The sequence below is a fragment of the Rhizobium sp. RU20A genome, assembly GCF_900155885.1.
GTDB lineage: Bacteria > Pseudomonadota > Alphaproteobacteria > Rhizobiales > Rhizobiaceae > RU20A.
Genome location: NZ_FTMB01000001.1, coordinates 682,856 through 707,444 on the forward strand (window position 1 = coordinate 682,856; position 24,589 = coordinate 707,444).

The following is a 24,589-nucleotide window of genomic DNA, read 5'->3' on the forward strand; positions in this document are numbered from 1 at the left end:
TCGCAATAAATGCGGGCGCAAGGCCCCTGCCCCTCACCCTACGCCGTCATGGCACCGCGCATGTCGTCGAGGATCTGCAGCACCGTCTGCTTGCGGTCGAGATTGTAGCCGATAGAGATGGCGATCTTTTCCGTCAGCGACTGGGAGAGGCTTGCGAGGCGGTCGGCGCGGCCGATATCGCCGGCAAGGGCGGATGCCCTCGCCTCCTCCACGATCCGCCGGCCGGCGAGCTCGGTGAAGAACAGGAAGACGGTCTCGGCATCCTTGGCAGAGAGGAGATCGGCGAGCTTGTGCATCTCGCGCCGCGTCGAGGGGCCGGGCTTCAGGATGCTCTCTAGCGCCGCCATGATATCCAGCCCGCCATAATGAATGAGCTTCAAGGCTTCCGCCACGCTGCCGCCGGCGGCGGCGAGGACGCGATCGGCGCTGGCGGCGGGAAGCGTGACGTCGAGCGCCGCGAGCGCGGCGGCGAGATCGGGTTCGGCAAGCGGGCGCAGCGGCAGCGGCATGCAGCGCGAGCGGATGGTGGGGAGAAGCTTGCCCGGCGCATGCGAGACGAGCATGAACAGCACGCGGCGCGGCGGCTCCTCGAGGATCTTGAGCACGGCATTGGCCGCATTGCGGTTCATGTCGTCGGCGGCGTCGATGATGACGACGCGCCAGTTGCCGGTGCCCGAGGTCTGGCCGAGAAACTTGCCGGCGCGGCGGATCTCGTCGACTGTGATAGCGCTTTTCAGCCGCCCGGCCTTTTCGTCCAGCGGACGGGTGAGGTGGAGAAGATCATGCGAGGCGCCGGACGCGATCTGGCGGGTGACGGGATGGTCCGGTTCGGGCGCCGTGAGTGCCAGAGGCGCGCGGGCCGGATCGGGGTGGCGCAGCAGATGGTTGGCGAAGCGGAAGGCGAGCGTAGACTTGCCGATGCCGCGCGGGCCTTCCATCAGGATGGCGTGGTGCATCTTGCCGCCGGCATAGGCTTCCGCGAGGAAAGCCTCCGCCTCGCCGTGGCCGAACAGGTTCGGATTGAGGGCCGGGGAAACCGCACCCTCCAGAAGATCGGGACTGTCCTCGCTCATCGGGCCTTTTCCGGTTCGCGCTGCTGCCCACGCAGCGTCGGCAGAAGCGGCTCGACAATATCGAGCACGCGGGCGGCGAGCGTCTCCACCGGCAGGGCGGCGTCCACCACGCGGCAGCGCAAGGGTTCGGCGGCGGCAATGTCGAGAAAGGCCTCGCGGCGCTTCTCATGCGTGTCGATCTCCTCCATCTCGAAGCGATCGAGTTGGCCGCTGACGGGGGAAGACGACTGATCGGCTGCCGCGCGGCTGCGGGCGCGCTCCAGCCCTTGGGCGGCCGGCAGATCGAAGATGATGGTGCAATCGGGCACGACGCCGTTGATCGCCACCCGCTCCAGCGCTTCGACAAAGGCCGGGTCGAGATTGCCCGTGATGCCCTGATAGACGCGCGAGGAATCCATGAAGCGGTCGCACAGAACGACCGAGCCGCGCGAAAGCGCCGGTCGGATCAGTTGTTCGACATGGTCGCTGCGGGCCGCGGCAAACAGCATGGCCTCGACGCGCACGCCGAACTCCTGCGCCGCGCCCGACAAAACAACGTGGCGCACGGCCTCGGCGCCGGGCGAGCCGCCGGGCTCGCGCGTCATCACGACGTCATGGCCGCGGGCGCGCAGCGTCGCGGCGAGGCGCTTGAGCTGGGTGGACTTGCCCGCACCTTCCCCGCCCTCGAACGTGACGAACAAACCCGATCCGTGACCCAACTCGCCTCTCCGACGCGCGCTCTTCAAAAAGATCTCCTTCCCAAAAGGAAACCGGCCAAGGAAAGGCAAACTCTTTCACATGACTCGTTTCCTGCTGCCGAGCATAACCCGGCAGCGGTGCAGGGTGCATCTTTTCCTTGCGGATTTTCTGCGCTCAGACGGGATCGATATCGCCCTTGGCCCAGGCTTCCTGGGTTTCGGCCATGAAATCGGCAAAACGACCCTTTTCGATCGCGGTGCGGATGCCCTGCATGAGGTCCTGGTAATAGGCAAGATTGTTCCAGGTCAGCAGCATGCCGCCCAGCGCCTCGTTGGCCCGAACGAGATGGTGCAGATAGGCGCGGGAATAATCGCGCGCCGCCGGGCAGCTGCTTTCCTCGTCCAGCGGACGCATATCCTCGGCATGGCGGGCATTGCGGATGTTGACGCGGCCGCGGCGGGTGAAGGCGAGGCCATGCCGGCCCGAACGGGTCGGCATCACGCAGTCGAACATGTCGATGCCGCGCGCCACGGATTTCAGGAGGTCGTCCGGCGTGCCGACGCCCATCAGATAGCGCGGCTTGTGGGTGGGCAGGTGCGGCAGCGTGGTCGAGATCATATCGAGCATGACATGCTGCGGCTCGCCGACGGCAAGGCCGCCGATGGCATAGCCCTTGAGGTCGAGCGCCGAGAGCGCCTCGGCCGACTTGACGCGCAACGCCGGGATATCGCCGCCCTGCACGATGCCGAACATGGCCTTGCCCGGCTGGTTGCCGAAGGCGACCTTGCAGCGCTCGGCCCAGCGCACCGACATTTCCATGGCGCGCTCGATTTCCTTCGGCTCGGCCGGCAGCGCCACGCACTCGTCGAGCTGCATCTGGATATCGCTGTCGAGCAGGCCCTGGATCTCGATGGAGCGCTCCGGCGACATGTGGTGCAGCGCCCCGTCCACATGGCTCTTGAAGGTGACGCCCTGCTCGTCGAGCTTCCTGAGACCGGACAGCGACATGACCTGGAAGCCGCCGCTGTCGGTGAGGATCGGATAGGGCCAGCGGATCAGCTCGTGCAGGCCGCCAAGCCGCGCCACGCGCTCCGGGCCGGGCCTGAGCATGAGGTGGTAGGTATTGCCGAGAATGACGTCGGCGCCGAGATCGCGCACCTGATCCAGATACATGGCTTTCACCGTGCCGACCGTGCCGACGGGCATGAAGGCCGGCGTGCGGATCGTGCCGCGCGGCATGGTGATCTCGCCGCGGCGCGCTGCCCCATCGGTGGCGAGAAGATTGAACTGGAAGGTCTCGGTCATTCAGGTCTTCCGGAAAAGCAGGCTGGAATCGCCGTAGGAATAGAAGCGGTAGCCGATCTCGACCGCGTGGGCATAGGCCCCGCGCATCGTCTCGAGGCCCGAGAAGGCGGAGACGAGCATGAAGAGCGTCGATTTCGGCAGGTGGAAATTGGTCATCAGGATATCGGCCGTGCGGAAGCGATAGCCCGGCGTGATGAAGATGCCGGTCGCGCCCGACCAGGGCCTGATCGTGCCGTCCTCGGCCGCCGCGCTTTCAAGAAGGCGCAGCGACGTCGTGCCGACCGAAACGATGCGCCCGCCCCTGGCCTTGACGGCATTCAGCGCCGCGGCCGTCTCGGCGGAGACATAGCCGATCTCCTCATGCATGCGGTGATCGTTGGTATCCTCGGCCTTGACCGGCAGGAAGGTGCCGGCGCCGACATGCAGCGTCACGAAATGGCGCTCGACGCCGCGGGCCGCGAGCTTGTCGAAGAGATCCGGCGTGAAATGAAGACCGGCAGTGGGCGCCGCGACGGCGCCCTCCTCGCGGGCATAGATCGTCTGGTAGTCGCGCCGGTCCTCGGCATCCTCGGGGCGCTTGGAGGCGATGTAGGGCGGCAGCGGAATATGGCCGACGGTGGCGATCGCCTCGTCGAGCGCGGGACCGGAGAGGTCGAAGGTCAGCGTCACCTCGCCGCCCTCGCCTTTTGTCGTCACGGCCGCATCGAGCTGGCCTGCAAGGCAGGCGGCGTCCTGCGTACCGCCGAAGCGGATGCGGTCGCCGGTCTTGATGCGCTTGCCGGGCCTGGCAAAGGCCTTCCAGGCATTGGCGGCGATGCGCATGTGCAGCGTCGCCGAGACCGGCTGTTCGCCGGCCCCGTCCCGCAGCCGGAACCCTTCGAGCTGGGCGGGAATGACGCGGGTGTCATTGAAGACGAGTGCGTCGCCGGGTTCGAGAAGGTTCGGCAGGTCGCCGACGGTGAAGTCGGCAAGTTCGGTGTCGGCATCCGGGCGCACCAAGAGCAGACGGGCGCTTTCGCGCGGATTGGCGGGGCGCAGCGCGATGCGTTCTTCCGGCAGATCGAAATCGAAGAGGTCGACGCGCATCAAGTCACCCGGATCAGGACGGCGCCGGCAATCAGAAGCAGCGCGCCGGTTATGCGGCCGAGGCTGATCTCGCGCACGGCAATGCCAAGCAGGCCGATGCGATCGACGATAATGCCGGCGATCAACTGGCCCGTGACGGCAAACGCCATGACGGCGGCGGCGCCGATGCGGGGCGTCAAAAGAATAGCGGTCGTGACATAGACGGTGCCGAGCAGGCCGCCGGCCACGAACAGCCAGGGCTGCGGCACGGAGAAGGCCGGCCAACGTCCCTCAAGCTGCGCGGAGACGGCGGTCGCGATGCCGAGCGCGATGGCGCCGGCCAGGAACGAGACGCAGGCCGCCGCAAACGGCATGCCGAGCCCGCGGGCGAGCGCCGCGTTGACGGGAGCCTGGATGGTGATGCAGGCGCCGGCGATGATGGCGAGAAGCGCCGAAAAGAAGACGGCCATCGTCCAATCCTTCGGGAAACGGCGAACGCCGCGCCCCCAAGGGGTCGACACCCGATCCTGTCAGGACTGGATGTCGAACCCGCGAAGGACGCGGCGCCGCGCTGAAACGTCGGTGTCGTCTATCAGGCCGCGATGTCGGCGGCAACCTTCATGGAGACGATGGTGTCGGGGTCCTTGACGGGCTCGCCGCGCTTGACCTTGTCGATCACTTCCATGCCTTCGATGACCTGGCCCCAGACCGAATACTGCTTGTTGAGCCACGGGGCATCCGTGAAGCAGATGAAGAACTGCGAGTTGGCCGAGTTCGGGTTCTGCGAACGGGCCATGGAGCAGGTGCCGCGGATGTGGGGGGTTGCGGAGAATTCCGCCTTGAGGTCCGGCTTTTCCGAGCCGCCCATGCCGGCGCGCGACGGATTGAAGGCAGCGCCGCCGGTCTTGCCATATTGCACGTCGCCGGTCTGGGCCATGAAGTCCTCGATGACGCGGTGGAACACCACGCCGTCATAGGCGCCTTCGCGCGACAGTTCCTTGATGCGTGCCACATGGCCCGGAGCGAGCTCGGGGAACAGCTGAATGACCACCTGGCCCTTCGTCGTTTCCATGATGATGGTGTTTTCCGGATCCTTGATCTCGGCCATGGCCTGTCTCCTTGTTAGGTCTCTGAGATGTGCTCGGAGGTTGGCGGGCGAAGCGGACCTCGCCCGGGTGAGCCGCGATCATCCGTTCTGTGTCCCCGGAACGGCGCGGCCTTGTGAAAATGTTTCGGCGCTTAACGGCCGACGGTGACCTTGACCATGCGGTCGGGATCGCTGACTTCGCCGTTGCCGCCGTCGCCGCGCTTGATCTTGTCGACGTTTTCCATGCCTTCGACGACCTTGCCGACCACCGTGTACTGACCGTTGAGGAAATCACCCGGCGCGAACATGATGAAGAACTGCGAATTGGCGGAGTTCGGGTCCTGCGACCGCGCCATGCCGACCGTGCCGCGCTCGAAGGGCACGTTGGAGAATTCGGCCGGAAGGTCGGGGCGCGAGGAGCCGCCCGTGCCCGCCGAGCCCGCGTCGTAGTTGGTGCCGATCTTGCCGTGCTGCACGTCGCCGGTCTGGGCCATGAAGCCGTCGATGACGCGGTGGAAGGCGACATTGTCATACTCGCCCGCGGCGGCCAGCGCCTTGATCTGCTCGACATGCTTCGGCGCGACATCCGGCAGAAGCTCGATGACCACCGGGCCGTCCTTCAACTGGATCGTCAGATATTCCTTCGCCTGCGCATAGGCAGAGCCGGCAAGGCAGGCGACGGCGACGAAGGCAACGGCGGCGCGTTTGAAGAACATGGGGGAAGTCTCCGGATGGCGGCGCCTTAGCGCCGGTAGTGGTTGTGAAGCGCGGTGAGAACGGCTGGTGGCACGAAGGTGCTGACATCGCCGCCCATGGCCGCGATCTGGCGGACCAATGTGGCGGTAATGGGCCTGACTGCCGTTCCCGCCGGCAGGAAAACCGTCTGGATGTCCGGCGCCATGGCCCGGTTCATGCCCGCCATCTGCATTTCATAGTCGAGATCGGTCCCGTCGCGAAGCCCGCGGATGAGCAGGCTGGCGCCATGGGCCCGGGCCGCATCGACGGCGAGCCCGTCAAAGGCCACCACGCTGACCCCGGAGGCATCCGTCACGGCGGACAGGGCTTCCTTGATCAGCGCTGCACGGGCCTCGAAGGTGAAGAGCGGTGTCTTGCCGGGATGAACGCCGATGCCGACGACAAGCCGCGCCGAGATCGCGAGCGCCTGCTGCAGAACGTCCAGATGACCATTGGTCATAGGATCGAAGGAGCCGGGATAGAAGGCTGTCGTCATTCCCGCACGCTCTCCCTGTCTTGCGTTCCGGTTCGCGCCCGTCTGTTGGGCGCCCTTGTGTCATGGACAGCGCTTCGCCGCAAGACGAGGCGCCCGCTTGTCGCGCTCTTTCCCGGCCTGTTCCCCACGAAACAGCCTGTCACGAACATGAATGGCATATGAAGATCCAGTTCACGCAAGCGTCACCGCAAGTTTGGTAGCGTTTTCGAAGAACAGCTGGAACTATTTCTAGGGCAAGGCCGTTAATGGCGTGAAAGAAAGGATGATGACCATGCTGATAGCACTTCTTTCGATGGGAATGTTCTTCGTCATGCTGTTCGCCACCTTGCGGGCGCTGAAGGCGGAGTCACGTAACGAGATGTCTCACCGGTTGGTCGCCGACCGCTGATTTCAGGAGAACACCGATGGCTGCAGCGATGATGCTTGCGTCGGCAGTGATTAGTATCGTGTTCCTGTTCGACTTCACCCGTACGCTTGCCGAACTCCACCGCGAACGCCGCGCGCTCATCCGCGAACGTCGAGACGCCAAGGGTTTCAGCGTGTAATGCCTTTCCAGGTTCGGTGACGTAAAGATGCCCCATTTGGGGTCAACCTTTGCGCCCGACAGTATAGAGTTCAAGAAAGTCGAAGCTTCTCACACCTCCTCCAGTCGGAAGCTTCACCCGGAGACGCCACCGCCAAGGCTTCCCGGGCAAAATGAAAAGCCGGACGGTTCCCTGCCCGTCCGGCTTTTTCTTTGCGCGGTGTCCAAGTTTTCGCGTGGTGTTCAGAGGCTCGCGGTCTTCGCAGCGTCCCATTCCAACGTCATCCTCGGGCTTGACCCGAGGATCCATAGCCGCGTGCGTCGCGTTTGCCGCGTGGATCCTCGGGTCAAGCCCGAGGATGACACTGAGAACGCCGCGCGACTTGTGGGACGACATCAGAAGCCTTGTTCGGCCACCAGACGACTCTCCCTCAATCACGCCTCTGCAGGCCCCTCACCAGGGTCACCCTCCGCCGCATCCGTCACAACCACGGCCTCGCCCTCGATCGCCTCGACGCCCTCGACCTCTTCCTCGTCACCCGGCTCGCTGATGCGCTCGACGGAGACGACCTTTTCGTCCTTGGCGGTGGAGAAGATCGTCACGCCCTTGGTGGCGCGGCTGGCGATGCGGATGCCGGCGACAGGGACGCGGATCAGCTGGCCGCCATCGGAGACGAGCATGATCTGGTCCTTGTCCTCGATCGGGAAGGCGGCGACGAGAACGCCGATTTCGCCGGTCTTGGCCGTATCGGTGGCGCGGATGCCCTTGCCGCCGCGGCCCGAGGTGCGGAAGTCGTAAGAAGAGGACCGCTTGCCGAAGCCCTTTTCGGAGACGGTCAGCACGAACTGTTCGCGCGCCTTCAATTCCTCATAGCGTTCGTCGGAGAGCTGGCCTTCCTCGGTCACCTCTTCGCCAACGAGGGCAATCTCGTCCTCGTCCACACCGGCAGCGCGACGCTCCAGCGCCGAGCGCTTCAGATAGGCGGCGCGCTCCCAGGGTTCCGCATCGACATGGCCGACGATGGTCATGGAGATGATCCGGTCGCCCTCGGCCAGGGAGATGCCGCGAACGCCGATCGAGTTGCGGCCGGCAAAAACGCGGACCTCGTCGACCGGGAAGCGGATCGCCTGGCCAAGCGCGGTGGTGAGCAGCACGTCGTCGCCCGGCTCGTTGAGGTCGAGGTTCGGACCGTTGCAGGTCTCGACGGAGAGGATTTCGTCACCCTCCTCCTCGAGCTTCATGGCGATCTTGCCGTTGCGGTTCACCTGCACGAAGTCCGACAGCTTGTTGCGGCGCACCGTGCCGCGGGTCGTCGCAAACATCACGTCGAGGTTCGCCCAGGTCGTCTCGTCCTCGGGCAGCGGCATGATGGTGGTGATGCGCTCGCCGGCTTCCAGCGGCAGCATGTTGATCAGCGCCTTGCCGCGCGATTGCGGCGTGCCGATCGGCAGGCGCCAGACCTTTTCCTTGTAGACGATGCCGCGCGAGGAGAAGAACAGCACCGGCGTGTGCGTGCTGGCGACGAAGAGGCGCGTGACGAAATCCTCGTCGCGCGTCGCCATGCCGGAGCGGCCCTTGCCGCCGCGCCGCTGGGCGCGATAGGTCGTCAGCGGCACGCGCTTGATGTAGCCGAGATGCGAGACGGTGACGACCATGTCCTCGCGGGCGATCAGATCCTCGTCTTCCATGTCGGGACCGCCCTCGACGATCTCCGAGCGGCGCGGTGTGCCGAATTCGTCGCGGATCGAGGTCAGCTCGTCCTTGACGATCGTCATGATGCGCAGGCGCGAGGAGAGAATGTCGAGATAGTCCTCGATCTCGGTGCCGATCTTGTTGAGCTCGTCGCCGATTTCGTCGCGGCCGAGGGCCGTGAGGCGGGCAAGACGCAGTTCGAGGATGGCGCGCGCCTGTTCCTCGGAGAGATTGTAGGTGAGGTCCTCGTTGATCGTGTGGCGCGGATCATCGATGAGACGGATCAGCGCTTCCACGTCATGGGCCGGCCAGCGGCGTTCCATCAACTGCTCGCGCGCCGTCTGCGGATCGGGCGCGCGGCGGATGAGGTTGATGATCTCGTCGATATTGGCGACGGCGATGGCGAGGCCGACCAAGACGTGGGCGCGGTCGCGGGCCTTGCGCAGCAGGAACTTGGTCCGGCGGCTGACGACATCCTCGCGGAAGGCGACGAAGGCCTTCAGCATGTCGATCAGCGTCATCTGCTCCGGCTTGCCCCCGTTCAGCGCCACCATGTTGCAGCCGAACGACGTCTGCAGCGGCGTGTAGCGGTAGAGCTGGTTGAGGATGACGTCGGCATTGGCGTCGCGCTTCAGCTCGATGACGACGCGGTAGCCCTGACGGTCGCTTTCGTCGCGCAGGTCCGAGATGCCCTCGATGCGCTTTTCGCGCACGAGTTCGGCCATCTTCTCGATCATCGTCGCCTTGTTCACCTGATAGGGAACTTCGGTGATGATGATCTGCTCGCGATCGTTGCGCATCGGCTCGACATGGGCGCGGCCGCGCATGATGACCGAGCCGCGGCCGGTCTCGTAGGCCTGGCGGATGCCGGAGCGGCCCATGATCAGCGCGCCGGTCGGGAAGTCGGGGCCCGGAATGATCTGCATCAGTTCCGGCAGTTCGATGCCGGGATTGTCGATCAGCGCGATGCAGCCGTTGATGACCTCGACGAGGTTGTGCGGCGGAATGTTCGTCGCCATGCCGACGGCGATGCCGCCCGCGCCGTTGACGAGCAGGTTCGGGAACTTCGCGGGCACCACGACGGGCTCGGAGAGCGTGCCGTCATAGTTGTCGCGGAAATCGACGGTTTCCTTGTCAAGGTCGTCGAGAAGCGCGTGGGCGGCCTTTTCGAGGCGGCATTCGGTGTAGCGTTCGGCCGCCGGCGGATCGCCGTCGATGGAGCCGAAATTGCCCTGCCCGTCGATCAGCGGCAGGCGCAGCGACCAGTCCTGCGCCATGCGGGCCAGCGCGTCGTAAATGGCGAGGTTGCCGTGTGGGTGATACTTACCCATCACGTCCCCGGTGACGCGGGCGCACTTGACGTATTTCTTGTTCCAGTCGATGCCGAGTTCGGACATGCCGTAGAGAATGCGCCGATGCACGGGCTTCAGGCCGTCGCGCACATCCGGCAGCGCACGCGACACGATCACGCTCATGGCGTAATCGAGATAGGAACGCTGCATTTCCTCGATGATTGAAATCGGTTCGATGCCGGAGGGCGTCTTACCGCCGCCGGGGGGAGTGAGGTCCGTCAATGTCGTTCACGATCTCTGTTGGAATCAGATGGATTTTTATAGCGGATCGCGCCATGCAGCGCCAATTTCCACGGCAGTTTTGAACAGTCTTTTGGCCCGTTTGGCGGCAAATCTCCGCAAATCTGGCGATGTTCACCCCCTCTCCCGCCAAAGCCGGCGGAAAACGGCCCTCAAAAGGGAAAGCGCCGGCAAACACCGATCAGCCCGTTTCATTCGACGGCAAAATCAGTCTAGCATGGCCGAAACGGACGGGGACAGTCCGAGGGGAAAATGATGCTGAATACCGACCTTCTGATCAATGCGCTGACGACGCTTCTCGTAACCATCGACCCGCCGGGGCTGGCACCGATCTTCCTCAGCCTCACTGTCGGCATGACGCGTTCGCAGCGCATGCAGGTGGCGTTGCGCGGCACGCTGATCGCGCTCTTCATCCTCGCCGCCTTCGCGCTGTTCGGTGAAAGCATCCTCTCGCTGCTCGGCATCTCCATCGGCGCCTTCCGCATCGCCGGCGGCGTGCTGCTCTTCGTCATCGCTTTCGAGATGATCTTCGAGAAGCGGCAGGAGCGGAAGGAAAAGACCGGAGAGGTCGCGATCACCCGCGACCACATGCACAATATCGCCGTCTTCCCGCTCGCCCTGCCGCTGATCGCCGGGCCCGGCGCCATCTCTGCGACGATCCTGCTCTCCGGCTCCTTCGACGGCGCGGCCGGACGGGCACAGCTTCTGATCGTCATCGTCGCGAGCCTTGCCATCCTGCTCGCCGCCATGGCGGTTGCCGACCGGCTCGACCGCTTCCTCGGCGTCACAGGTCGGGCGATCCTGACGCGGCTGCTCGGCGTCATCCTTGCCGCGCTCGCCGTGCAGTTCGTGGTGGATGGCGTCAGGGCCTCCTTCACGCCCTATATCGGCCCCTGACCGGCCGCCTCACATCCGGCCGGTCGCCCTTGCCCGCGCATGCCAGGAGAGGGCTTCCTCCAGAATGTGCGGGGTATGGCCGCCGCGGTCGCGAATGGCGCGCTCGAGATAGTCGGCGAGCGCAGGGCGAAAGGCGGGATCGGCGCAGGCCGCAATGATGCGTCCTGCCCTTTCCCGCGGCGCGAGCCCGCGCAGATCCGCAAGCCCGTGTTCGGTGACGAGGATATCGACGTCATGCTCGGTGTGGTCGACATGGCTGACCATCGGCACGACGGAGGAGAGCGCACCGCCCTTGGCGGTGGAGCGGGCGATGAAGATCGAGAGATAGGCGTTGCGGGCAAAATCCCCGGAGCCGCCAATGCCGTTCATCATGTCAGTTCCGAAGACATGGGTGGAATTCACATTGCCGTAAATGTCGAATTCCAGCGCCGTGTTGATGGCGACGACGCCCAGGCGGCGGATGATCTCCGGATGGTTGCTGATCTCCTGCGGGCGCAGCACCAGCCTGTCGCGGTAGCGGTCGACATCGGCAAAGACACGCCGGGCGAGCTCCGGCCCGAGCGTCATCGAGGCGCCGGACGCAAAGCGCAGCTTGCCCGCGTCGATGAGTTCGAAGGTGCTGTCCTGCAGCACCTCGCTGTACATGACGAGATTGTCGAAGGGACCGGTCTTCAGCCCGGATAGCACCGCATTGGCGATGACGCCGATGCCGGCCTGCAGCGGGTTCCGGGTCAGGTCCAGCCGGCCGGCGGCGGTTTCCCTTTCGAAGAAGGCGAGAAGATGCCCGGCAATCGCGCTCGTCTGCGCATCCGGCGACTCCACCCGGGCGAAGCTGTCGGCCTTGTCTGTCACGACGATGGCCGCGATCTTGTCGGCGGGGATGCGGATGGCGGTGGTGCCGACCCGGCTGTCGGCGGTGACGACGGGGATGGGCGTGCGGCTCGGCCGGCGCTCGGGCAGATAGATGTCGTGCAGACCCTCCAGCGCCGGGCTGTCGCCCATGTTGAGCTCGACGATCACGCGTTCGGCGAGCGTGGCGAAGCTGGCGGAATTGCCGACGGAGGTGGTGGGAACGATGGCGCCGTCGGCCTTGACCGCGACCGCCTCGACGATGGAGATGTCGATGGGCGCAAGCTGGCCGGAGCGCAGCTGCTCGACGGTTTCGGACAGGTGCTGGTCGATGAACATGACCGCGCCGCGATTGATGGCGGCGCGCAGCACGGCATCGGACTGGAAGGGCAGGCGGCGGGACAGAACGCCGGCCTCGGTCAGCCGCCGGTCAATGTCGTGGCCGAGTGAGGCGCCCGTCATCAGCGTGATTTTCAGGGGATCGGCGAGCGCGCGTTGCGCAAGCGCCAGCGGCACGGCTTTGGCGTCGCCAGCCCGGGTAAAGCCGCTCATGCCGACGACCATGCCGTCCGTGATGAGGCGCGCCGCATCCGCAGCCGTCATCAGCCGCTGCATGAGGGCATCGCTGCCGATGCGAGCGCGGATATCATCGTAAGACCAAGTCATGTGCCCGCTCCTTTTTGGTGGCGTGCCTCTCATCCGACGGATCGGCGGCGCGGGCCTTGATCTGGTTCAAACAGGCGCGATCGGTTTCGCGTCAACTCCCTTGCCGGACGATCCTTGCCGAACCACCGCGCCGATCACGTTAGCGAGGATCCGCGACGCGACGATGGCGGACTGGTTGCCGATATCGGCCGGCGGATAGAATTCGACCAGATTGAACCCGGCAATGCGCGCGTGCCGGCCGAGCGCGGCAATGAGATCGATGATCTCGGCATAGGTCAGGCCACCCGGCGCCTGCGCGACCACGCCGGGCATGACGGAGGGATCGAGGCTGTCGCAGTCAAGCGTGATCACGACGCGGGCGTCCTTCGGCACCTGCGCCACCACCGCATCGATGCCCTCGGCGCGAACCGAACGGGCCGGCACGAAGCGGCTGCCATAGGCCAGCGCATCGTCGACATCGGCGGGACGGGCGCTGCCGACCCCGCGCATGCCAACCTGCACCATGCCGGCAACATGGGGCATTTCGCTGGCCCGCCGCATGGGGCTGGAGAAGCCGAAGCGCTCGCCGAACCGGTCCTCCCGCCAGTCGATATGGGCATCGATCTGCACCACGACGATGGGCGCGCCGCCGCCGAAGGCCGACAGGAACGGAATGGTGACCGAGCAGTCGCCGCCCATCAGGATCGGGACCGCCGACGTGGAGAGAATGGATTTTACCGTCTCTTCGATGCGGCGCCGGTTGGTCGCATTGTCATGCGCGGCCGTGTCGATATCGCCGCTGTCGATGCAGCAGACCGGGCCATCGCCAAAAAGCGGTCCGCCGAGGTCGAAATCGAAATGCCCTATGAAGCCGGCATCCTCCTGGCTGGCGGCGCGGATCGCGCCGGCGGCGGCCGCGTGCCCCGTACAATCCTGCTCGGGATAGGCGGTGGCATGCCGGACGCCGGCGATGACGGCTTTTGGCGCAACATCGCCTTCAAGGGCGGCCGGCAGGCCGAGAAAGGTCGTTTCGCTCACCTTCATTGTCGGCTGCCTCTTTCATATGCTGTCTCGTCAAGGGTTCCCTCGTCGGGATCGCCCTCCGCCGGCTGATCCGACGCGGTGCGCCAGCCGAGAAGGCGCTGGGCGGCGAACCAGCTGAGGCTCGCCCAGGCGAGACCCGCGCACCAGCCGCCGAGAACGTCGGTCGGATAATGCACGCCGAGGAAGATGCGGCTGAGGCCGATGATGAGGGTGAGGAACAGTGCCGTCACCATGAAGAAGACGCGCAGCCGCCGGCGCGTTTCGAGCCGCGACAGCAGCGCGCCGAGCGTCAGATAGACGACGGCCGAGAGCATGGCATGGCCGCTCGGGAAGCTCAGGTCATGGACCTCGACGAGATGCGGCACGAGTTCTGGCCGCGGGCGGCCAACGCCGATCTTCAGGAGACTGCTGAGGCCCCAGCCGCCGAGGATGGAGACGACGAGGAAGGCCGCCGTGCGCTCGGCGCGGCTGAGGACGAGGTAGAGCGTCACGAGAAGGGTGATCAGCGTCAGCACCGTGACCCCGCCAAGCGCGGTGATGTCGGTCATCACCTTGGTGAGCCAGCCGGGACCGATCGCGACGGAAAGATCGCCGGGCGTGCGCAGCATCGTGAGAATCGCCTCATCCAGCCGATGTGTCTCGCCCTCCATGATCTCGCGGGCGATCATCACGAAGACCAACGCCAGAAGCGAGGCGCCGAGCACGGTCGACCAGGTGAGAAACTCGCGCCGCCAGCTTTGTCGAGACAGGATGGTGCCGAGGCGTGTCATGTCGTGCGCTGCCCTTTTGTTGTTTTCATTCGGGCGAGTATGTGGGGTGGGTGGCGGCGGAGTCGATGGGATGACAGGAAATTGTGGGGGTTGCCGCCGTCAGGCTCGGGTTTTGGCCGGGCATCCATGCGGCAATCGCTGCGCCAGCGGGTGGATCCTCGGGTCGAGCCCGACGATGACGGCGGGTGGGGTTGGCGCGCCACTCCTTGAGCGGAGCCAACCTGCGGAGCGATCTAAGATGACCCGGAGCTTTGCCGTCGCGGAACAGATGCCCGCGCTCAAACCCAGCGGCAGCCACCGTTGGCATCCTCAACGACCGTCATGCTCGAGCTTGACCCGAGCATCCACGCAGCAAGCGCCGGCCGGTGGATGGATCCTTGGGTCAAGCCCGAGGATGACGTTGGAGGTGGCCGGAGATGACACCGGCGGGTGGGTTGGACATATGATGCAGCGGTCCGTCGAAGCTCTCGGTATTCACCGGAGGGAGGGTCGGCCCCCTCACCCTCCGTCATGCTCGGGCTTGACCCGAGCATCCACGCGGCAAGCGCCGGGCTGGTGGATGGATCCTCGGGTCAAGCCCGAGGATGACGGGGTTTTTTGGTGGAGCGCCGGCCATATGGCCCCGGTCGCCGAACGTGGCGACATGCTCAGCCGGCATCCGCCGCGCGTTACCCCACGAAGGCGCGTTCGATGACGAATTCGGCGGGCTTGTTGTTGGCGCCTTCGGTGAGGCCGGCTTCCTCGAGGATCGCCTTGGTGTCCTTCAGCATCTCGGTCGAGCCGCAGATCATGCCGCGGTCGATCAAGGGATCGAGCGGGGGAACGCCGAGGTCGGTGAAGAACTTGCCGGAGCGCATCAGGTCCGTCACGCGACCCTGGAAGGCGAAGGGCTCGCGGGTGACGGTGGCATAGTGCTTCAGCTTGTCGCCGACGATTTCGGCGAGGAACTCGTGGTTCTTGATCTCGTCGACGAGGTCGAAGCCGTATTTCAGCTCCGCGACTTCGCGGCAGGTGTGCGCCAGAACCACTTCCTCGAATTTCTCATAGGTCTCGGGATCGCGGATGAGGCTGGCGAAGGGGGCGATGCCGGTGCCGGTCGAGAACATGTAGAGGCGCTTGCCCGGGGTCAGCGCATCGAGCACCAGCGTGCCGGTCGGCTTCTTGCGCATCAGCACCTTGTCGCCGGGCTTGATGAGCTGGAGATGCGAGGTCAGCGGACCATCCGGCACCTTGATCGAGAAGAACTCGAGTTCCTCGTCCCAGGCGGGGCTGGCGATCGAATAGGCGCGGTAGATCGGTTTGCCCTCGACCATCAGGCCGATCATCGCGAATTCGCCGGAGCGGAAGCGGAAGCCGGCCGGGCGCGTCATGCGGAAGCGGAACAGCCGGTCCGTGTAATGGGCGACCTCGGTCACCGTCTCCACGAAGACGCCGGCCGGCGCGGTTTCAACGAAATCCTCGGTCTTTGCGGGGGCATTCATCGGATAAGGCGTCCTCAAATGGTGACGATGGCGGTCAACTATCGCCGCTTAAATCAGGCAGGCGGTCTTTGGAAGGAATATCCTTCCAAATAACACGCTTTTGGCGCGATGCGGACTGCTTCACGCCGTCGCACGGCCTCGCAAGATCTCGCGAGGCCGGCATCGGATCAGGAAACGCGCCGCCAGCTGTAGCCGCCGGCCTTCGCCGCCGGACGCGCGGTCGGCTGGTAATGATGGTCGATGCCCGGCAGGCGACCTTCGGCAAGGCGCTGGAGGGCGGTCGCATTGGTGACCGAGAAGCTGTCGATGCCACAGCGCAGCATGTGCGGCACCTGGTCGATCAGCACGTCGCCAACGGCGCGGACTTCGCCCGAAAAGCCAAGGCGCGAGCGCAGCAGCGAGGCGTGACTGAAGGCGCGGCCGTCGCTGAAGGCCGGGAAGGCCAGCGCGACGAGCGCGATGCGGTCGAGATGGGGGGCAAGCGCGGTGACATCGTCGGCCGGCGCGATCAGCACGCCAAGCCCCTCGCCGCCGGCTTCCGCCGCGGCGAGGAAATCGGCAAGCTTCAGGATCGGCTTTTCATTGCCGCCGGCCTTGGTCTCCTCGGTTTCGATAATCCAGGGATCGTCTGCGACGAAGCCGGTTTCGGTCCAGATGCGGGTCGTCATGTCAGATCTCCTCAGGCCGCGGCCTGCGCATTGCCGTAGAGCGCATCCTTGAAGGGCTGCGGGCCGACGCGGCGGTAGGCGTCGAGGAAGGTTTCATCCTGTGACAGGCGAAGGCCGAGATAGGTATCGACGATCGTCTCGACCGCATCCGTGACCTTTTCCGGCTCGAAGCCGCGACCGATGATCTCGCCGATCGAGGTGTTCTCGTCGGCCGAGCCGCCGAGCGTGATCTGGTAGAGCTCGGCGCCCTTCTTCTCCACGCCCAGAAGGCCGATATGGCCGACATGGTGGTGGCCGCAGGCATTGATGCAGCCGGAGATCTTGATCTTCAGCTCGCCGATCTCCGCCTGCCGCTCGGCGCTGCCGAAGCGATTAGAAATGTCCTGCGCGACCGTGATCGAGCGGGCATTGGCGAGCGCGCAATAGTCGAGCCCCGGACAGGCGATGATGTCGGTGATGAGGCCGGCATTGGCGGTGGCGAGCCCCTGGGCGACCAGAGCGCGGTAGACCGCTTCGAGATCGGCGAGCGCCACATGCGGCAGGACGAGGTTCTGCTCGTGGCTGACCCGGATTTCGTCGAAGGCATATTCCTCGGCGATATCGGCGACGGCCTCCATCTGCACGTCGGTCGCATCCCCCGGAATGCCGCCGATCGGCTTCAGGGAGATCGTCACGCTGCCGTAATCCGGGTGCTTGTGCGGATTGACATTCTGCTGCACCCAGCGGGCAAACTCGGGGTCCGCCTTCTTCCAGGCGGCAAGGCTCGCCCAGCCCTCGGGGCGCTCGGTCAGATCAGGCGGCGCGAAATAGGCGGCAATGGCCTGCACGTCGGCGTCGGGCAGCTTGAGCTCCGTGTCCTTCAGATGCACGAATTCGGCCTCGACCTGACGCGTCAGTTCCTCGATTCCCGTTTCATGGACGAGGATCTTGATGCGGGCCTTGTACTTGTTGTCGCGCCGGCCATGCAGGTTGTACACGCGCATGATGGCAGTGGTGTAAGAGAGGAGATCCTCTTCCGGCAGGAAGTCGCGGATCTTCTTGGCCACCAGTGGCGTGCGCCCCTGCCCGCCCCCGACATAGACCGCAAAGCCGAGGTCACCGGCCGCGTTCTTCTTCAGGTGCAGGCCGATATCGTGGACCTGGATGGCGGCGCGATCCCGCTCGGCGCCGGTGACCGCGATCTTGAACTTGCGCGGCAGGAAGGAAAATTCCGGGTGGACCGACGACCACTGGCGCAGGATCTCGGCGTAAGGACGGGGATCGGCGACCTCGTCGGCGGCGGCGCCGGCGAAATGGTCGGCCGTGACGTTGCGGATGCAGTTACCAGACGTCTGCAGCGCATGCATCTCGACGGAGGCGAGTTCATCCAGAATGGCGGGCGTATCCGAGAGGCGCGGCCAGTTGTACTGGATGTTCTGGCGGGTGGTGAAATGGCCGTAGCCGCGGTCATACTTGCGCGCGATATGGGCGAGCATGCGCATCTGGCGGCTGGACAGCGTGCCATAGGGGATGGCGACGCGCAGCATGTAGGCGTGCAGCTGGAGATAGACGCCGTTCATCAGGCGCAGCGGCTTGAAGGCATCCTCGGCCAGCGCGCCCGACAGGCGGCGCTCGACCTGGTCGCGGAACTGGGCCACGCGGGCGGATACGAAGGCGTGGTCGAATTCGTCGTAGCGATACATGCTCGGCTCTTTCCTCAGGCGGTCTGTTCGGCGTGCAGGCCCTTGTAGCCGGCCGCATAGTCAATGCTCGGGCCTTCGGCGCGGATGCGCTCGCGAAGGCGAAGCGGGCGAAGAACGCCATCGACCTCTTCGATCTCGATGACGTTGACGTCCACCACCTTGTTGTCAGCAAAGGCCTGCTTGCCGGCCGCTTCCAGCGCCGTCACGGCTTCGGCATGGCGCGCCACGAAGGCGTCCTGCAATGATTCCGTCCACGCGCCGGCGGCATTCAGCCAGACGGAAATGCCGTCGGCCAACCGGTTGGCGGTGAGTACCTTGTCGACCATCAGCGGTGTTCCTCAGTCCTTTGCATCGAAGTCTCGAATGCGCGTTGTTCGTAGTCGCCGTCCGCCTGCGCCGCAAGGGGCGATACGGGCACGAGGGAGCGCCCGGCAGTCAGAGGCTCTGCCAAGGGCTTTGAATGCGTGAAATTGGCGCCGGCCACGGCATCGCCGATGATGACCATGACAGGCCCGGTCAGCTCGTCGCGATGCTGAAGCGCCGGCAGATCGGCGAGCGTGCCATGCAGCATGCGCCGGTCGGCGCGGCCGGCATTTTCGACAACGGCGACGGTGGTCTCGGCGGAGACGCCGATCTCCATGAGGCGGCCGGCGACGGAGGCAGCCACCGTGCGGCCCATGTAGACCGCGACCGTGGCGCCGGAGACGGCAAGGCGGGCCCAGTCCGGCAGGATATCGCCCTTGAGGTCATGGCCGGTGGTGAAGACGAGCGAGGAGGAGACGCCGCGCAGCGTCGCCGGCAGCTCGAAATCGGCAGCGGCAGCCAAGGCAGACGTGACGCCGGGCACGATCTCGTAGGCGATGCCGGCCTCGCGCAGCGCCGCCATTTCCTCGCCGGCGCGGCCGAAGACGAGCGGATCGCCGGCTTTCAGGCGCACGACGCGCTTGCCCTCGCGGCCGAGCGTGACGAGCAGCTGATTGATCTCGCTCTGCGGCTTGGAATGGCAGCCCTTGCGCTTGCCGACGGAAATGCGCTCGGCATCGCGCCGGCCGAGATCGACCACCGCCTGCGGCACCAGCGCATCGAAGAGAATGACATCGGCTTCCATGAGAAGGCGCTGGGCACGCAGCGTCAACAGGTCTTCCGCCCCCGGGCCTGCGCCGACGAGAAAAACGCGGCCCTCGGCCGGCCCCGAGGCCTTCAGCATGCGGGTTGCGGTGCGGCGCGCGGTGGAGAGATCGCCGGCCGCGACGGCTTCTGCCACATCGCCGGTGAAGAACCGCTTCCAGTAGGTGCGGCGCGTATTGCCCTTCGGCAGCAGCACCTCGACGGCGCGGCGATAGGTCTGTGCGAGCTGCGCCAGACGGCCGAGGGAGGGCGGCAGGATCTGGTCGATGCGGGCGCGGATCATCTGGGCGAGAACCGGCCCCGCCCCTTCCGTGCCGATGGCGACGGCGACCGGGGCGCGGTTGACGAGGGCGGGAGTGAGGAAATCGCACCAGTCCGGCTGGTCCACCGCATTCGCGGGAATGCCGGCGGCACGCGCCGCACGCACGATGTCGCGGTCGAAGGCGGCATCGCCCGTGGCGGCGAAAACGAGCGTTGCTCCGGTCACCTGGGAGGATTCGAAAGGCGCGCGGATCGTCTCGATGCCGCGTTCGGCGAGCAGCGCGGCGTAATCGGCCTCCGGCGCATCAGTAAAGGCGACGATGTGCGCCTCGGTGTTCAGAAGCAGCCGCACCTTCGCAAAGGCCTCGTCGCCATTGCCGAACACCGCGACACGCTTGTGCGCGACACGGAAAAAGGCTGGAAAAACGGTGAGACGGTCGGTCATCGGCAGAGTACGGCAATCCTGATCAGGGGTGCGGGGAATATCCTTCATCCGCGGGGCGAAATGAAGGTACGGAAATGCGATTGAACAGTCTCTGACGTATTCTTTTACCAGAAGACGAAGCCAGGGGGAAAAACGCTCCCCCGTGAACCTGCGTGCCGCCCGCTTTTGCCCGTTTCGCGCAGGTTGCGGTGCATGGCGCGGCCGGGGCCGTTGCCACCCGGCCGGCGACACCGCTAAATGGCGACCAGCGCCAATCGTCCGCAGGGAGCCCCGATACGATGACGACCAGCCCCGCCTTCGCCCCTTCAGGTCTCGCCGCCCGCCTGCTGGATGTGATCGAAAACGACATCCTGCCCCTGACGGAGAAGGGCGTGGCCGCCGGCAACAAGGTGTTCGGCGCCGCGATCCTTAGAAAATCCGATCTCTCGCTGGTGCTGGCCGAGACCAACAACGAGACGGAGAACCCGCTCTGGCACGGCGAGGTGCACACGCTGAAGCGCTTTTACGAGATGGGCGAGCGGCCCGACACCAAGGACCTCGTCTTCCTCTCCACCCACGAGCCCTGCTCCATGTGCCTGTCGGCCATCACCTGGGCAGGCTTTGACAATTTCTACTATTTCTTCAGCCACGAGGACAGCCGCGACGCCTTTTCGATCCCGCACGACCTGAAGATCCTGAAAGAGGTGTTCAAGCTGGAGCCGGGGCAGTATGCGCGCAAGAATGCCTATTGGGTGTCCGACGCCATCGCCGCGCTGATCGCCGACGCGCCGGATCGTGAGCGCCTTCAGGCCCGCGCCGAAGCGATCCGGGCGCGCTATGCGGCGCTTTCCGACAGTTACCAGTCGTCCAAGGGCGACAACGACATTCCGCTGAACTGAACTGAGCGGGCTCCTTTTCGCGCAGTGTCCGGACGCAAAACCGATTTGCACTTTGGACATGCTGACCACAGACGGACCTTTCCCCATGCAGCCTTCCACCGACATCGCCCGCCTCATCGAGATCATGGCGGCGCTGCGCGACCGCGAGACGGGCTGCCCCTGGGACATCGAACAGACATTCGAGACCATCGTGCCCTATACGATCGAGGAAGCCTATGAGGTGGCCGAGGCGGTCGAGACCGGCGACATGGACGACCTGCGCGACGAACTGGGCGATCTGCTGCTGCAGGTGGTGTTCCATGCCCGCATGGCGGAGGAGGCCGGACAGTTCTCCTTCGGCGATGTCGTCACGGCCATCACCACCAAGATGATCCGCCGCCACCCGCATGTCTTCGCCCGCTCCGAGGCCGATACGCCGGAGGCGGTGAAGGCGCAGTGGGCGGCGATCAAGGCCGAGGAGAAGGCCGAACGCGCCGCCCGCCGGGCCGCACGGGGCATCACCGAGGCCCCCGGCCTGCTGGATAGCGTGCGGCGCGGACCGGTGCTCACCGAGGCGCTGAAGCTGCAGGAGAAGGCTGCGACGGTCGGCTTCGACTGGTCGGAGGCAGCCCCCATCCTCGACAAGATCGAGGAGGAGATCGGCGAATTGCGCCAGGCGCTTTCGAGCGGCGAGACCGACAAGGTCAAGGGCGAACTTGGCGACCTCCTCTTCGCCGTCGTCAATATCGGCCGGCATGTTAAGGCCGACCCCGAAGAGGCGCTTCGCGCGACGAATGCGAAGTTCCGCCGCCGTTTCGGCCATATCGAGCGGGTGCTCTCCGCCAAGGGCGAGGACCTTCCCGCCGCCACGCTGGAGCGGATGGAGGAGCTGTGGCAGGACGCCAAGCGGCTGGAGCGGGTGGCAGACGGCGAGGTGACGCAGCCGGATGGCGCAGCCCCCTCCGGGCGTGGATGAGCCGGTGATGCCGCTCGCCCGCCGTCATCCGCTGCTGGCGGCTGCCGTGATCCAGATCGTGGCGCTGCTGGGCGCCCCTGCGCTTCTGGCCGGGTTGCGCGCGGTCTTTCCACTGGACGTCAGCGTGGGTGGCGCGGCGGACCCCGCCCCATCCCTCTCCCTCCCGCTGTTGATCGCCACGGCCCTTGCGCAGGCCGCGATCGCTGCCGGGCTGACGCGGCTTGCCGGGCTGCCCGTCTGGTGGATCTGGATCGGCGGCGGTTTTCCGGTCGCTATCTGGCTAACGCTGCTGACCGCCGGCACCCTGCCCGCCTGGCCCTTTGGGCTCGCCTTCCTGCTGCTTTACCTCGTCTTTTCCAACACGGCGCGGGAGCGCGTGCCGCTCTACCTCACCAACCGCGCGACGGCCGAGGCGTTGACGACGCTGATGCGCGAGCGCGGGCTCGTCAGCGCCCTCGACCTCGGCTCCGGCCTCGGCGATGTCGTGCGGGCGCTCCATGGCGAGGGCCGCACCGCCCGCGGCGTCGAGACGGCGCCCTTCGCCTTTGCGCTGTCGTGGCTGCTGTCGCGTCTGACGGGGCGCGGTTCGATCGCCAGGGTGAGCCTCTGGGAGACCGATCTCGGGACCACCGATCTCGTCTATGCCTTTCTGTCGCCCGAGCCCATGCCGGCGCTCTTTGCCAAGGCGCGGGCCGAAATGAAGCCGGGCAGTCTCTTCGTGTCCAACAGTTTTGCCGTGCCGGAGGTTGAGCCCGACGAGGTCTGGGAACTGCAGGACCGGCGCGGGACGCGGCTTTATCTCTACGGGATGGGTGGGGGACAAGGGTCGGACGATGCATCGCTGAATGCGGCGAATTTGCCGGCGTGATCTCGTGTCGCAAGTTTCCTGATCCAGCCTGTTGGCCGCATTCGCCTCAATGGCTACGCCCCCTCATCCGCCTGCCGGCACCTTCTCCCCGCCGGGGAGAAGAGACGTGTGGCACCGCCTCGCATCTCTTCTGGTGTTGAGCAGAATAGCGGTTGTCATCTGAGCGTTCGCTGGAGGCTCGGCGCCATCGGCCTGGTCTCTTCTGCCCTCGGGGAGAAGGTGCCGGCAGGCGGATGAGGGGGCGAAGCCAGCCGCCGCATGCGCCGCGAAAGCGGGGTCCAACCCCCGCAGGTACCCTCCGCACGAACACCCCCGCGCGCAAAACGCCGGGGTTTCGGTCAGGTCGGACGGGGCGCGCCACCGGCGCGAAAGGATGGTGAAAGGGAAAAGCGCCCGTGGCGCGCCCCGTTCGGCGGTTTTTGTTCGCAAGCCTGATCGGTAGAACGGAAACCGGCTCGTCCCGGCATATCGTCCGGCGCAAGGGACGCGGCTTTGAAAAACGCCCCAGACGCCGGGTTTTACAGGACGGCGGTCTTCCACCCGCCGCCATCGCGTTCCTGTGGCCTTGCGGCCTCCCCGGCAGGATTCATGCAGCCCACCGGTCGATCCTTTCGCGAACCCGAGACCGGAAGAGCCTGCGTCCCTCCCCTCCGCCTCGCGCCGGCCCCGCCTCGCCGGCACGCCTGCCGGTGCATCCGATGGCGGAGCGAGGACGATGATAGGCTGCCCGCACCGGACGGGGAAAAAGGGGGAAAACTGCGAAGAAACCGATCAAGACGTCATCTTCGGGCTCGCCCCGGCGACCACACCCCACAACGCAAAAGGCGGCCCGCAGGCCGCCTTTCGAACACGTCGGATCATGACCCGAAAACCGGATCAGTGTTCCTTGTTGGCGTAGACCGACTTCTTGGTGAGGTAGATCAGGCCCGTGAAGATCACGAGGAAGATCAGGACCATGAAGCCGGTGCGCTTGCGGTCCTCGAGGTGCGGCTCGGCAGTCCACATCAGGAAGGCGGAGACGTCACGGGCGTACTGGTCGACCGTCTGCGGCGCGCCATCGTCATAGGTGACCTGGTCGTCGGAGAGCGGCGGGGCCATGGCGAGCGCGGCGGCATTGGCGAAGTACGGGTTGAAATGCGTGCCTTCCGCGACCGTCACGCCTTCCGGCGGCTCCTGGTAACCGGTCAGCAGCGAGTGGATATAGTCCGGACCGCCTTCCTGGTACTGGGTGAAGATGTCGAAGACGAACTGCGGGAAGCCGCGGGTGACGCCGCGTGCCTTGGCGATCAGCGAGAAGTCCGGCGGGGCCGCGCCGTTATTGGCGGCCGCTGCCGCTTCCACATTCGGGAAGGGCGACGGGAAATGGTCGGACGGAACGGCCTTGCGGGTGAACATCTCACCGTCGGCGTTCGGGCCGTCCTGCACTTCGTACTCGGCCGCAAACGTCTTCACCTGCGCTTCCGAGTAGCCGAGATGTTCCAGCGTGCGGAAGGTGACGAGGTTCATGGAGTGACAGGCCGAACAGACCTCCTTGTAGACCTTCAGGCCGCGCTGCAGCTGGCCCTTGTCATACTTGCCGAACGGGCCGGCAAAGGTCCAGCTCTCCTGCTTCGGCTTCAGAATGGGATAGTGGCCAACCTTGGCGGCATGTTCGGTGAGGGCGGCGAGGTCGCCATGCTCCTCGGCGGCCAGAGCCTGGCCGGAGAACCCGGCCAGGGCGGCGATCAGCACGATGCTCGTGACAAGCTTCTTCATCGATGTATTCCTCTCA

24 protein-coding genes are annotated in these 24,589 nt (G+C 65.6%); 6 read left to right on the top strand and 18 right to left on the bottom strand.

Going from position 1 to position 24,589, the window contains the following annotated elements; all coding sequences use genetic code 11:
* Nucleotides 1-38: 38 nt before the first annotated feature.
* From F3H41_RS03375 to coaD, 8 genes are all read right to left on the bottom strand, one after another.
* Nucleotides 39-1,073 (bottom strand): DNA polymerase III subunit delta', encoded by a 1,035-nt coding sequence (locus tag F3H41_RS03375; RefSeq protein ID WP_149737138.1) that lies wholly within the window; start codon nucleotides 1,071-1,073, stop codon nucleotides 39-41.
* Nucleotides 1,070-1,771 (bottom strand): dTMP kinase, encoded by a 702-nt coding sequence (gene tmk, locus F3H41_RS03380; RefSeq protein ID WP_149737139.1) that lies wholly within the window; start codon nucleotides 1,769-1,771, stop codon nucleotides 1,070-1,072. The genes F3H41_RS03375 and tmk overlap by 4 nt, the downstream gene beginning before the upstream one ends.
* Before the next feature lie 154 nt (nucleotides 1,772-1,925).
* Nucleotides 1,926-3,056 (bottom strand): tRNA guanosine(34) transglycosylase Tgt, encoded by a 1,131-nt coding sequence (gene tgt, locus F3H41_RS03385; RefSeq protein ID WP_149737140.1) that lies wholly within the window; start codon nucleotides 3,054-3,056, stop codon nucleotides 1,926-1,928.
* Nucleotides 3,057-4,142, bottom strand: a complete 1,086-nt coding sequence (queA, locus tag F3H41_RS03390) for a tRNA preQ1(34) S-adenosylmethionine ribosyltransferase-isomerase QueA (protein ID WP_149737141.1) — start codon at nucleotides 4,140-4,142, stop codon at nucleotides 3,057-3,059.
* Nucleotides 4,142-4,591, bottom strand: a complete 450-nt coding sequence (locus F3H41_RS03395) for a DMT family transporter (protein ID WP_149737142.1) — start codon at nucleotides 4,589-4,591, stop codon at nucleotides 4,142-4,144. The genes queA and F3H41_RS03395 overlap by 1 nt, the downstream gene beginning before the upstream one ends.
* A 122-nt stretch (nucleotides 4,592-4,713) precedes the next feature.
* Nucleotides 4,714-5,229, bottom strand: a complete 516-nt coding sequence (locus F3H41_RS03400; RefSeq protein ID WP_149737143.1) for a peptidylprolyl isomerase — start codon at nucleotides 5,227-5,229, stop codon at nucleotides 4,714-4,716.
* Nucleotides 5,230-5,360: 131 nt separating this feature from the next.
* Entirely contained in the window at nucleotides 5,361-5,924 is a 564-nt protein-coding gene (locus F3H41_RS03405; RefSeq protein WP_149737144.1) for a peptidylprolyl isomerase, read from the bottom strand.
* Nucleotides 5,925-5,950: 26 nt separating this feature from the next.
* Nucleotides 5,951-6,439 carry a pantetheine-phosphate adenylyltransferase gene (coaD, locus tag F3H41_RS03410; protein WP_149737145.1) on the bottom strand — a complete coding sequence of 163 codons (489 nt, stop codon included), beginning with the start codon at nucleotides 6,437-6,439 and terminating at the stop codon, nucleotides 5,951-5,953.
* 265 nt (nucleotides 6,440-6,704) lie between these two features.
* On the opposite strand from coaD, the gene F3H41_RS21690 reads away from it, so the two are divergent.
* Nucleotides 6,705-6,827, top strand: a complete 123-nt coding sequence (locus tag F3H41_RS21690; protein WP_280177030.1) for a hypothetical protein — start codon at nucleotides 6,705-6,707, stop codon at nucleotides 6,825-6,827.
* Between the two features lie 16 nt (nucleotides 6,828-6,843).
* Nucleotides 6,844-6,984 (top strand): hypothetical protein, encoded by a 141-nt coding sequence (locus tag F3H41_RS21180; protein ID WP_188129325.1) that lies wholly within the window; start codon nucleotides 6,844-6,846, stop codon nucleotides 6,982-6,984.
* A 413-nt stretch (nucleotides 6,985-7,397) separates the two neighbouring features.
* Here F3H41_RS21180 and gyrA read toward each other — a convergent pair whose 3' ends face one another.
* Nucleotides 7,398-10,229, bottom strand: coding sequence for a DNA gyrase subunit A (gyrA, locus tag F3H41_RS03415; RefSeq protein ID WP_188129326.1), 2,832 nt, complete (start codon nucleotides 10,227-10,229; stop codon nucleotides 7,398-7,400).
* A gap of 273 nt (nucleotides 10,230-10,502) precedes the next feature.
* Between gyrA and F3H41_RS03420 the strand changes: the two genes are divergently transcribed.
* On the top strand, nucleotides 10,503-11,144 hold the full coding sequence (locus tag F3H41_RS03420; protein WP_149737146.1) for a MarC family protein: 642 nt from the start codon (nucleotides 10,503-10,505) through the stop codon (nucleotides 11,142-11,144).
* A gap of 9 nt (nucleotides 11,145-11,153) precedes the next feature.
* Here F3H41_RS03420 and F3H41_RS03425 read toward each other — a convergent pair whose 3' ends face one another.
* From F3H41_RS03425 to cysG, 8 genes are all read right to left on the bottom strand, one after another.
* Complete coding sequence (locus F3H41_RS03425) at nucleotides 11,154-12,659, bottom strand: succinate CoA transferase (protein ID WP_149737147.1); 1,506 nt, start codon at nucleotides 12,657-12,659, stop codon at nucleotides 11,154-11,156.
* A 66-nt stretch (nucleotides 12,660-12,725) separates the two neighbouring features.
* Nucleotides 12,726-13,682 carry an arginase family protein gene (locus tag F3H41_RS03430; RefSeq protein ID WP_149737148.1) on the bottom strand — a complete coding sequence of 319 codons (957 nt, stop codon included), beginning with the start codon at nucleotides 13,680-13,682 and terminating at the stop codon, nucleotides 12,726-12,728.
* Nucleotides 13,679-14,452 (bottom strand): phosphatase PAP2 family protein, encoded by a 774-nt coding sequence (locus F3H41_RS03435; protein WP_149737149.1) that lies wholly within the window; start codon nucleotides 14,450-14,452, stop codon nucleotides 13,679-13,681. Before F3H41_RS03435 ends, F3H41_RS03430 begins: the two co-directional genes overlap by 4 nt.
* Before the next feature lie 668 nt (nucleotides 14,453-15,120).
* Nucleotides 15,121-15,933, bottom strand: coding sequence for a ferredoxin--NADP reductase (locus F3H41_RS03440; protein WP_149737150.1), 813 nt, complete (start codon nucleotides 15,931-15,933; stop codon nucleotides 15,121-15,123).
* A 167-nt stretch (nucleotides 15,934-16,100) separates the two neighbouring features.
* Complete coding sequence (locus tag F3H41_RS03445; protein WP_149737151.1) at nucleotides 16,101-16,601, bottom strand: DUF934 domain-containing protein; 501 nt, start codon at nucleotides 16,599-16,601, stop codon at nucleotides 16,101-16,103.
* 11 nt (nucleotides 16,602-16,612) lie between these two features.
* On the bottom strand, nucleotides 16,613-18,283 hold the full coding sequence (locus F3H41_RS03450; RefSeq protein ID WP_149737152.1) for a nitrite/sulfite reductase: 1,671 nt from the start codon (nucleotides 18,281-18,283) through the stop codon (nucleotides 16,613-16,615).
* Between the two features lie 14 nt (nucleotides 18,284-18,297).
* Nucleotides 18,298-18,609, bottom strand: a complete 312-nt coding sequence (locus F3H41_RS03455; RefSeq protein WP_149737153.1) for a DUF2849 domain-containing protein — start codon at nucleotides 18,607-18,609, stop codon at nucleotides 18,298-18,300.
* Nucleotides 18,609-20,117 carry a siroheme synthase CysG gene (gene cysG / locus F3H41_RS03460; protein ID WP_149737154.1) on the bottom strand — a complete coding sequence of 503 codons (1,509 nt, stop codon included), beginning with the start codon at nucleotides 20,115-20,117 and terminating at the stop codon, nucleotides 18,609-18,611. Before cysG ends, F3H41_RS03455 begins: the two co-directional genes overlap by 1 nt.
* Before the next feature lie 278 nt (nucleotides 20,118-20,395).
* Between cysG and F3H41_RS03465 the strand changes: the two genes are divergently transcribed.
* From F3H41_RS03465 to F3H41_RS03475, 3 genes are all read left to right on the top strand, one after another.
* A complete protein-coding gene (locus F3H41_RS03465) occupies nucleotides 20,396-20,995 on the top strand; it encodes a nucleoside deaminase (RefSeq protein WP_149737155.1) in 600 nt (199 codons plus the stop codon).
* An 85-nt stretch (nucleotides 20,996-21,080) separates the two neighbouring features.
* Nucleotides 21,081-21,950, top strand: coding sequence for a nucleoside triphosphate pyrophosphohydrolase (gene mazG, locus F3H41_RS03470; RefSeq protein WP_149737156.1), 870 nt, complete (start codon nucleotides 21,081-21,083; stop codon nucleotides 21,948-21,950).
* Complete coding sequence (locus F3H41_RS03475) at nucleotides 21,922-22,818, top strand: hypothetical protein (RefSeq protein WP_244616062.1); 897 nt, start codon at nucleotides 21,922-21,924, stop codon at nucleotides 22,816-22,818. The genes mazG and F3H41_RS03475 overlap by 29 nt, the downstream gene beginning before the upstream one ends.
* Nucleotides 22,819-23,694: 876 nt before the next feature.
* Here the strand turns inward: F3H41_RS03475 and F3H41_RS03480 are convergent.
* Nucleotides 23,695-24,573: a cytochrome c1 gene (locus F3H41_RS03480; RefSeq protein ID WP_149737157.1), complete on the bottom strand. Its 879-nt coding sequence runs from the start codon at nucleotides 24,571-24,573 to the stop codon at nucleotides 23,695-23,697.
* Nucleotides 24,574-24,589 lie beyond the last annotated feature (16 nt).